Raw genomic sequence first — 9,795 nt, forward strand, 5'->3', positions numbered from 1 at the left:
AAAGCATATCATAAAGATCCTGATAAAGTTCATTCACGATCAGCCGCAGGGAGAAACCGTCCAGACAATCATAGTGGATGGTACAGGGATAAGGTAAAGAGGGCCACACTGGACTGGATGAGAGAAGCACAGGTGAGGAAGGTGAATGAGGTAAGGTGGTTATGACAAAATGAAAGTACAAGTTGGTTGAGTGTGTTGATGTAGGGAGGAGGTATTCGTCAGAGATAAAGATGCTGGAAGGGATAGTTAGGAAGATAGAGCTGAGAGGCAAAAAGTTCTTGGCAGATAGGCTGTATGATGTTAAATGGTTGAGGGAGTGCTTGAAAGAGAGAGGAATAATTGGTGATATCTTGCTCACTATATAAAGAGCTTTTCCGACGCATAGGTATTCCTTACACTACTGCAGTTAAGTACCTAAAAGCCCTCCAAAAGCATGGATTTATCAGTGTTTCAAGGGAGGGCAACCGTGTAATTTATCCAGATGAAACTGAGGAGATCCTGCCAATTTGTAAAACTGATATGCAATGGTGTACCTTGAAGAATTCCCACTTGTTTTATCTTCTATGCCTCCCTGTATTGTTTTTGAAACAGCGCCAGAAATCCTTTTGAATTTTAATTCAACTTTCTCCGGAGGTTAATTCTCCTGTCTTTCACTTCCTCTACTGCGTTGCGAAAGATTCTCATCAGTTCTTTTTTCGAGATATTTGTGCTTTTTTTCGCGTATTTTCTCTCAACGAACTTTTCTGTGAGAACTTTGAAGTAGTGAAACTCTTTTCCTTCCAGAAGTTCGTAAGGAGTCAGCTGGTCCTGTCCAGGAAAGAACCTCCTTCTTAAGAACAGATAAGCATCCTCCACCGTGTAAATCCTTTCGCTTTCAACGGAATGTTTTTCTTTTTTCTCTTCGTATTTTTCTTTTTCTTCCTTTTCTTCTACCTCCAGAGTCTTTTCAGAAGCCTTCAGTGACTTCAGGAAAGTTCTCAGGACAGTGGAGAAAAGAACGATCACCAGGGCAAACATGATGATCGTCAGAGCCCATCTCATAAATCTCCAGGAGGGATGTCTTTCGATTTCTATGAAGGTAACCGAAGCGGAGGAAGAAAAAGTGGGAAATTGCCCAAGTGTTGAAGGTTCTGGTATCTCAATCTGGAGGTTTATGCTTTGTACCAATACGTTTGCAAGAAGTACGAAAAGATAAAAACTTACCGCAAAAACGCAAAGGCCGAAAAGTACATACCGGATTCCCTTCCAGTTCACACGAAAGCTCCTCTTTAAAAGAGTCACAAAGAAAAGAACGACGCTCGCCAGCACGATAAAGAAAATGACCGTCCAGAGAATGTTCATGAGAGGATTTTCCTCTTTTGAGGCCTTCTCCACTATCACGAAGAAGTTTCTTATCGCTCGCTCGACCGTTTCGCTTTTTTCTTCTCTGATGTTTCCTGGCGAAAACAGAGGGAGACGAATGGGAGGAACAAGCGTGGCAAGAAGGGAAAAAACAGAATACAGATATCTTCTATGATAGAGGAAAAACAGAGAAAGGGCGGCAGAGGAAAGAAGCAGAGAGAAAGAATTCTTTTCGAAGATCACTATCAGGACAAAAAAGAGTATAAGCGAAAGAGTCTTTGACCTTCCGTTCTCAAAATCTGAAAGGAAAAGAAAAAGAGTCACAACAAGCGATGAAAGAAAAAGCGATGAATCTTTTGAGAAGATCCAGAGAAGAATAGCCAGACCGGGAAAGATCACAGGGTACACTCTCGAAAACTTTTTGAGAAAGGAGATCGGTATCAGGCTCAAAAGGAGCAATAAGGAGTAAAAAGACACGTTCTCCAATATTGACAAAAGAAGCGCGCCAGCGAAGACAGCATCAAGGAACACTATCGATGACCTCCTGGAGGGTCATGTTTTCTTTTACTCCTCTTACGATCACGTGGTTTTCTTCGAGAAGCCTTGTCTTCTCAAGAAGGTCCATCAGGTCTCTTCTCATGAGGAGAAAACTTCTAAACGGTTTCGTACCAGGATCTCTCAGACCGTAAGGTATGACGAAGACGATCAGCTTCGATACCTGTGACCTTACTCTGAGAAGCACCGGAAGTTCTTTCTCCGTCAGGTGAATACATACAATCAGGACGGAGTCTCTTGGATCAAACAATTGCGACGCCAGAACAGTTTTTATGTCTACAGAAGGAAGATCTGTTCCCCTCACAGTGGCAAGGAGTTCGAAATCCTCCACCCAGTCTTTTCCTGAATTATCTCTCTTCCAGATTCTTTCTCCAATGACAGTCAGTTCCACCGGGGTATGGTGTTCTTTCAGTTCTTTCACCACGCTTGCAATGAGTTCCACCGCTTCCTCCTCGTAGTGTCTTCTGAGCTCTTTCCAGACCTCCCCAAGATCAGCATCTTTGGGAAGGTTGAGATCGAGAAAGATCTTCACCTTTCCAAGAGCAGTGTGGTCATGCTCTTTCACAAGCAATTTTCCGTACTTTGCGGAGACTTTCCAGTGTATCCTGTTCATCGGCTCACCATTGTAATCTCTGAGTCCTTTCAGCATCGTGTTGTCTTCAAGGAGCCTTTGAGGACTCCTCCTCCCAGGAAGAAGATCTTTCAGCACTTCTTTGTGGAATTCAACTGGCGCATACTTTGGAAAAACGATCACCTCATCTTCAACTTCAAAAACCCTCTCCATAGAAAACGTCATGAACGGGTCTTCTGCTGTGACGGAAAAATCCTTAAGAACCTTCCTTCCTCTTGTCCCAAAAGAAAAGACAAATTTCACCTCCCTGGATGAATAAGGTTCGATCACTATTTTCTCTGTGTCTTTTCCGAAAAATCTGACAGAGGAGAGACTGGGCTCCAATTTCAGATGCAGTCGTATTCCTTTCTCACAGGAAATTCTGTAGACCATCTCCACCTTTTCATCTATGAAAAGTCTTGTCTTTGTGATGTGACGTTTCACATTTAATTTCGAAAACGTCTTCAGCGTGAAAAAGAGATCGATCCACCTCGTCACAGTGAAAAGAACGAGAAGAAAAAGCATGTTGTTCTGAGTGAGAACCCATCCGGAAATCGAAGCAAGGGTAAGCAGCACGAGAACTTTTTTTCTCACCTTCATGTGATCACCTTCACGTGATCAAGTATCTCCTTCACTATGTCTTCCTTCCTTTCTCTCTTGAGCCTGGACTCAGCAGACTGAATCACTCTGTGTGATATCACATACGCAGCTGCTCTCTTCACATCATCTGGAAGAACGTAGTCTCTTTCCTCCATGAAGGCGAGTGCCATCGAGTAATGCATGAGAGCGAGGCTTCCTCTTGGGCTCATTCCAAGAAGGAGACTCGGGTGGTTTCGCGTTGCGTTCGCTATGTCAACAATGTACCTCTTCACTTCATCACTCACCAGAACGTTTCTGACTTTCTTTTGAAGTTCTACAAGTTCACCAGGATTTACAACGGGCTCGAGATCTTCTATGGGATGTTCCTTTTCCTGAGAGGTAAGTATTTCCATTTCTGCTTTTTCGTCAGGATATCCCATCTTCACACAGATCATGAACCTGTCCAGCTGGGCTTCAGGGAGGGGGAAAGTCCCTTCGTACTCGATTGGGTTCTGCGTGGCAATAACGAAGAACTTCTCAGAAAGTTTGTGAGTGATTCCATCCACAGTTACCTGACCCTCTGCCATCGCCTCAAGAAGGGCAGACTGGGTCCTTGGAGTTGCCCTGTTTATCTCATCTGCCAGAAGAATGTCGGTGAATATGGGACCTCTTTTGAAAATGAAGACCTCTTTCTTCCTGTCGTAGATGTACAGCCCGGTGAGGTCCGTTGGAAGAAGATCGGGCGTGAACTGAACGCGTTTGAAATCAACACCCAGTGATATCGCGAGGGCTCTTGCGAGCATGGTTTTCCCAACACCAGGAACATCTTCCATGAGAACGTGACCTTTTGCAAGGAGCGATGCGACAACCGCTTTTATCACTTCTCTCTTTCCCTTTATAACTCTTTCGACGTTCGAAACTATCTTTTCGATCTTTTCTCTCACGAGGTCACCACCTGGCTGGTCGTTTTATCAAAGTATATCAAATGATGCATCAAAAACGTTGGATTTGATGTATAATTCACCAGTAAGGGCAAATAATAGGAGGTGTTCCCGTGAACCTGGAAAGCAAGGTTTCAAAGATTGGCCGAAGCATGAGGTCTTCGATCATAAGGGAAATCCTGAAATTTGCCGCTGACAAAGACGCTATTTCTTTTGGAGGGGGAGTTCCTGATCCAGAAACATTCCCAAGAAAAGAACTCGCCGAAATTGCAAAAGAGATCGTGGAAAAAGAATACCACTACACGCTTCAGTACTCAACCACAGAAGGTGATCCCCTTTTGAAACAGCAAATCCTGAAGCTCCTGGAAAGAATGTACGGGATCACAGGACTCAACGAAGACAACCTGGTGTTCACCGTGGGATCTCAACAGGCACTGGACCTCATAGGGAAGATATTTCTTGACAACGAGAGTTACTGTGTTCTGGACGATCCTGCGTATCTCGGAGCCATAAACGCTTTCAAACAGTATCTTTCGGGTTTCATAGTGGTACCTCTCGAGGACGATGGAATGGACTTGAACATCCTGGAGAAGAAGCTTTCAGAGATGGACAAAAAAGGAAAGATCAAGCAGGTGAAATTCATATACGTTGTGTCGAACTTTCACAACCCTGCCGGTGTCACCACTTCTCTGGAAAAGAGAAAAGCACTCGTTGAAATCGCGGAAAAATACGATCTCTTCATTGTGGAAGATGATCCCTACGGGGCCCTGAGGTACGAGGGTGAAACGATCGATCCTGTGTTCAAGATCGGTGGACCCGAGAGAGTTGTGCTCCTCAATACCTTCAGCAAGGTTCTTGCACCAGGTCTCAGAATAGGGATGGTGGCAGGGGGCAAGGAGTTCATCAGAAAGATTGTTCAGGCGAAGCAATCGGCTGATCTGTGCAGTCCCGCCATTACCCATCGCCTTGCCGCACGTTATTTGGAGAGGTACGACCTCCTCGAGCAATTGAAACCCACCATCGAACTCTACAGAAGGAAAAGAAAGGTGATGCTCGACGCTCTTGAAGAGTACTTTTCCGATATACCTGGTGTGAAGTGGGTGAAATCTGAGGGGGGGCTTTTCATCTGGCTCACCCTTCCAGAGGGATTCGACACGTGGGAGATGTTCGAGTACGCAAAGAGAAAGAAAGTCTTCTACGTCCCTGGAAGAGTGTTCAAGATACACGACGAACCCAGTCCTTCTATGAGGCTTTCTTTCTGTCTTCCACCGGATGAGAAAATAGTAGAGGGTATCAAAAGGCTCAGAGAAGTGGTCTTGGAGTACGGTAAAGAAAAACATCTTCTGTGAGGAGATGAAAGTGTGCATCTGGAAAAACTGGTCGAGAGAGTACGTGGAAGGGGTAAAAAGCTAGCCGTTGCGGCCGCAAACGACGATCATGTGATCGAAGCTGTCTTCAAGGCATGGAGAGAAAAGATCTGTGAGCCTATTCTTTTCGGGCTGAAAGAGGAAATTGTTGAGATTGCAAGAAAGTGCGTCCCGGAATGGGAAAGACCTGAAATCGTTGACTGTCCTACTGGAGATGCCGGAAGGCTAGCCGTGGAAACCGTTTCGAAGGGCGAGTGCGACTTTTTGATGAAGGGAAAGATAAAGACAGGAGATCTGATGAAAATCTATCTGGATGAAAGATACGGTCTCCGAACGGGGAAAACGATCTCCATGGTGAGCGTGATGGAAATACCGGGGTTTGGTAGACCTTTGATCATTTCAGATCCTGGGATGGTGATAAGTCCAACTCTGGAACAGAAGGTGGACATGATAGAACACTGTGTCCGTGTGGCAAACGTTCTGGGAATAAAGATGCCAAAGGTTGCGATAGTGGGAGCCATAGAAATTGTAAATCCGAAGATGCCCATCACAGTGGAAGCTGCTATTCTCTCCAAGATGAACCAGAGGGGACAGATAAAGAACTGCATCGTCGACGGACCTTTTGCTCTGGACAACGTGGTCTCTGAGGAAGCAGCCAAAAAGAAGGGGATAGAAAGCCCGGTGGCAGGAAAGGCGGACGTTCTGATCCTGCCGGATATAGAAGCAGCAAACATTCTCTACAAGGCTCTTGTATTTCTGACGAAGGCAAGATCGGCTTCTACAATTCTCGGCGGAAAGGTACCCGTTGTTCTCACCTCGAGAGCGGATTCGGAGGAGACGAAGTACTATTCGATCGTTCTTTCCTCCCTGTTCGTTTAAAAAACACATCGCTTCAAGACATCGAGAAGGATGAGATTGGAGAGGAAACCGTACTTTTCGTAGTTTCTTTTGAAGTCTTCCTCGGTATCTTTTCCACAGAGATCTACTATAGTCTTTATGGCGAGGAACTTCTTTTCGTTCTCATAGCATACTTTTGCCACAGCAGCGGAATCCATGTCGACACAGAGGGCTTTCGTTGTTTTTCTTATCTTCTCCGCCCTTTCTCTTGTTGTCACAAAAGAGTCTCCGCTTGCTATCAGTCCTGTTTTGATTTCTCTGCTTGAATAGGCGATCACTTTGTCTTCCAGCTCTTCGCTTCCGGAGATCACGATTCCTTCGTCACCGAGGGCAGTTTCGAAGTCGTACTCTGTGTACGAGTCTCCAACTATCACATCACCCACTTCGACGCCCTCCAGGCCACCGGCGTTTCCCGTCAGAAAGACTGCGTCGATGTTGAAGTTGTCCAGAAAGGCCTGGGTGACGAGGGCAGCTTCCACCTTCCCAATGAATCCGTAGCTCACGATCACCTCGTTTCTTCCAACGACACCTCGCTGGTAGTACCTCTTCAAGAGCCGTCCTTTCTCCAGTACCTCCATCTCTTCCAGCATGGGCTCCACCTCTATCTTGAACACTCCAAGTACCAGTATCACGTTCCCACCTCCGTATGAAAAAAGGAGCGTACTGCCCCCTCACTCTTTCTGTCCAAGGTATCTATCTAGCTGAAAGATCACTGATATCTGACCGTTTGCTTTCTCCAGAAGGCCCAGTATTCCTCTCACCTGTTCCTCCTCTTCCACCTGCTCATCGACGAACCACTTGAGAAAACTCACGGTAGCGTGATCTTTCTCTTCTGAGGCAAGTTCTAATATTTCGTAGATCGATCGTGTGACGAACTCTTCGTGTTTCAGGGCTGCTTCAAAAGCGTTTTTTACACTATCCCACTCTGCAGGCGGTTTTTCTATAGAGTTGAGCTCCGCCCTTCCGCCCCTGTTGTAGATGTATTCGTAGAATTTCATTGCGTGTGTGAGCTCTTCCTGAGCCTGCTTTTTCATCCAGCGGGCAAAACCCCTGAACCCTTCCGCATCGAAATAAGCTGCCATCGAAAGGTAGAGATACGCCGAGTAGATCTCTCTGTTCAGCTGATCGTTGAGAACCTTTCGAACCTTTTCCGAAATGACCATCTTTTCACCTCCTTTATATGATTTTAGCACTTGCCACATTTTTGCCACATTTTTCTGGTAAAAACTGGACTGGAGGGGGTACTGATGAGAAGAGGATTCACAATATTGGAGATGTTGATAACGATGGCCGTCGTTCTCATAGCAGTTCTGTTGATTCTGGGACTTGCAGCAAGAGCGATGGTGATCTCCACTCAGTCTCTGACCACGATCGAGTTGGCTGATGACCTTTTGAAGACGGCGATGGAATTGAGAAAAGAAATCATAAAGGCAGGGCCAAGGGCGGATCAGGTGTTTTTCGACCCAGACAACCCTGCGAGCATCTCTTTTTGGGTGAACGTACCGCTCGCCGGAGAAAATTACAACTTTCAAAACTATCGCTACACCATCGTGTTCAGAAGGCCCAATATCGAACTTCAGATTTATCAAGAAGTTTCAAAAGAATGGATTCTCGAAAAAACAAAAATTCTTGCAACGGATATTTCCACCTGTACATTTTTTGCTAGCCCTGGTACGATCTCTTTCACTATAGGAAAAGAAAAGAACAGCATCGAAAGAACTTACTTCATGAGCATTGCTCTTCCAAATCTGGAGTGAGGTGATTCTCATGAGGAGCGGTTCGATCCTTGTAACAACTGTTGTGATTCTGATAATTGTTTCTGTTCTGGGAACGTCTGTATTTCTTGCGTTCAGGCATTACTCTGAAAATGTGCAACTGACCGCCCAAAAACTTGAAGCCACTTACAGAGCCTCCAACATTCTGAACCTGGGAGTTGCCTGTTTGAAAAGATACTTCGGCCTTCTTGGAATAAGCATCAACAACTGGTCCACTGGGGATGTAACGTGGTTTGAGGACTTCAAAAAAAGGGTTTTTGCTCAATCGGATGGTGAATCGTGGGAACAAACGTTCTCATTATTGGATACAGGAAAACACTTTGATCTTCTCTCAGACAGTGATTTTTCCAGGGAAGCATCGAAACTGAGTTTGTCCAATTTTGAAGCGGTGGTTTTTCCCTTTAAAGACACTCCTTTCTACGCTCTACTTGTTGTGAGAGTACGGGTAGGAAGAGCAACCGTTTACAAATTCGCCGTTCTCTCTCCGAAGTTTTTGAACAAGTACGCATATTTCACGGAAAGAGAGACAAGAACAGATGGAAGGAAGATATATTTCATCACCCAGGATACTATAGATGGTCCTTTCAGATCGAACGATGTGATACATGTGAAAGGAGAGCCTCTATTCAAAGGAAGTGTGGAGTTCAAGGGTATCGAAGTGGAAGCAGGAAACGGCCCAAGATACGAGAATCCGCCTCCGAAGTATTTAACCGATGAGGACATAGAGAAGTACAACATGGAGAAAATAAAAGAGTACTACAAATCGGAAATAGAAAAACTCGTAAAACCTGCCAGTGAAGTGGTCAACTCGAATGAACCAGTGGGAATAGAACTTCCTTCAGAAAGGATAGTTGACCATGATTCCGATGAGAACGAGGGTTGGTGGTGGTGGAGATGGCGTTGGTGGAAATTTTATAAAAAACGGCTGGAACCAATCTATATGATCGAGTTTAACACTCCAAAAAGCAACAGTGAAAATGACTACCTGATAAAGGTGAAATACAAAGAAATTTATAAGGAATACGTGAGCGACAATATGAGCGATTGGTATTTCGCTGGGGAAAGTGAAGGAAGAGAAGTGAGTCTTTTTCTCATCAAGCCCAAACCAAACAGTGATCAGTACCATCTTGTCCTTCAGGGAGATGAAGCAAGGGAATTTCTTGGTCTTGACAGAAACGAGTACGATATCTATTTCAACGGTGTGATCAAAACAGACAGCGATATTTACCTGAGGAACATGAGTGGCAAAGGAAATATAAAACCCATGTTCGTTGACGGAAAGTACACCATCGTTGCAAAGAACATCTACATAGAAGATTACATCATTTACAACGATTACAGAGAGGTTCTGAAAGCGATCGCCGACCTGGAGGGAGTAAACGGGAACTCCGATCAAAAGATTGCAGAGGAGGTTGTGATAAGACCTCTCGATGAGAACGGCAACGTTGAAACGGAAAAATACGCGGAAATGATCAAAAACCACGAGTCTGATGACTTTCTCAACCTGGTTGCATTCAAGAACGTGGTGGTGACAAAAAAGAGACCCAACATGAAGATCTTCGCCAGCATATACGCCTTCGATGGAAGTTTTTATGTGGAAGGCTATGATAATGAAGATTCTCTCAAGGACAATCGCGAGCTCACCATCTTTGGTTCTCTCATGCAGTACGTCAGGGGAGCAGTAGGAACCTTTTGGTGGTCATGGAGTGGAAGACCTGTTATTGTAACAG

At 45.0% G+C, this 9,795-nt stretch carries 10 protein-coding genes; 5 read left to right on the plus strand and 5 right to left on the minus strand.

What is annotated here, in order from left to right:
* Positions 1–182: 182 nt before the first annotated feature.
* A complete protein-coding gene (locus J7K79_RS04905) occupies positions 183–365 on the plus strand; it encodes a hypothetical protein (protein ID WP_296905752.1) in 183 nt (60 codons plus the stop codon).
* Positions 366–612: 247 nt separating this feature from the next.
* Here the strand turns inward: J7K79_RS04905 and J7K79_RS04910 are convergent, their stop codons facing one another.
* Genes J7K79_RS04910 through J7K79_RS04920 form a run of 3 tightly spaced genes read right to left on the minus strand, consistent with a single transcriptional unit; the run spans position 613 to position 4,029 of the window.
* Positions 613–1,872, minus strand: a complete 1,260-nt coding sequence (locus J7K79_RS04910) for a hypothetical protein (RefSeq protein WP_296905755.1) — start codon at positions 1,870–1,872, stop codon at positions 613–615.
* Entirely contained in the window at positions 1,862–3,106 is a 1,245-nt protein-coding gene (locus J7K79_RS04915; RefSeq protein WP_296905757.1) for a DUF58 domain-containing protein, read from the minus strand. Before J7K79_RS04915 ends, J7K79_RS04910 begins: the two co-directional genes overlap by 11 nt.
* Positions 3,103–4,029: a MoxR family ATPase gene (locus tag J7K79_RS04920; protein ID WP_296905759.1), complete on the minus strand. Its 927-nt coding sequence runs from the start codon at positions 4,027–4,029 to the stop codon at positions 3,103–3,105. The genes J7K79_RS04915 and J7K79_RS04920 overlap by 4 nt, the downstream gene beginning before the upstream one ends.
* 110 nt (positions 4,030–4,139) lie before the next feature.
* On the opposite strand from J7K79_RS04920, the gene J7K79_RS04925 reads away from it, so the two are divergent.
* Together J7K79_RS04925 and J7K79_RS04930 are read left to right on the plus strand one after the other, a co-directional pair.
* Positions 4,140–5,375, plus strand: a complete 1,236-nt coding sequence (locus tag J7K79_RS04925; RefSeq protein ID WP_296905761.1) for a PLP-dependent aminotransferase family protein — start codon at positions 4,140–4,142, stop codon at positions 5,373–5,375.
* A 12-nt stretch (positions 5,376–5,387) separates the two neighbouring features.
* A complete protein-coding gene (locus J7K79_RS04930; RefSeq protein WP_296905763.1) occupies positions 5,388–6,272 on the plus strand; it encodes a phosphate acetyltransferase in 885 nt (294 codons plus the stop codon).
* On the opposite strand, the gene mtnN is transcribed toward J7K79_RS04930, so the two are convergent.
* Together mtnN and J7K79_RS04940 are read right to left on the minus strand one after the other, a co-directional pair.
* A complete protein-coding gene (mtnN, locus tag J7K79_RS04935) occupies positions 6,269–6,922 on the minus strand; it encodes a 5'-methylthioadenosine/S-adenosylhomocysteine nucleosidase (protein ID WP_296905765.1) in 654 nt (217 codons plus the stop codon). The genes J7K79_RS04930 and mtnN overlap by 4 nt on opposite strands.
* 39 nt (positions 6,923–6,961) lie before the next feature.
* Positions 6,962–7,453 carry a ferritin gene (locus tag J7K79_RS04940; protein ID WP_296905768.1) on the minus strand — a complete coding sequence of 164 codons (492 nt, stop codon included), beginning with the start codon at positions 7,451–7,453 and terminating at the stop codon, positions 6,962–6,964.
* Between the two features lie 84 nt (positions 7,454–7,537).
* Here J7K79_RS04940 and J7K79_RS04945 point away from each other — a divergent pair, with 84 nt between their 5' ends.
* On the plus strand, positions 7,538–8,047 hold the full coding sequence (locus J7K79_RS04945) for a type II secretion system protein J (protein ID WP_296905770.1): 510 nt from the start codon (positions 7,538–7,540) through the stop codon (positions 8,045–8,047).
* Positions 8,048–8,057: 10 nt separating this feature from the next.
* Positions 8,058–9,795 (plus strand): hypothetical protein (locus J7K79_RS04950; RefSeq protein ID WP_296905772.1); only part of this gene is annotated, 1,738 nt, incomplete at its 3' end.

Source organism: Thermotoga sp., from assembly GCF_021162145.1.
Taxonomy (GTDB): domain Bacteria; phylum Thermotogota; class Thermotogae; order Thermotogales; family Thermotogaceae; genus Thermotoga.

Coding starts and splice junctions, on each gene's coding strand:
- J7K79_RS04915 (WP_296905757.1), bottom strand. CDS start 3,106: ATGAAGGTGAGAAAAAAAGTTCTCGTGCTGCTTACCCTTGCTTCGATT.
- J7K79_RS04945 (WP_296905770.1), top strand. CDS start 7,538: ATGAGAAGAGGATTCACAATATTGGAGATGTTGATAACGATGGCCGTC.
- J7K79_RS04940 (WP_296905768.1), bottom strand. CDS start 7,453: ATGGTCATTTCGGAAAAGGTTCGAAAGGTTCTCAACGATCAGCTGAAC.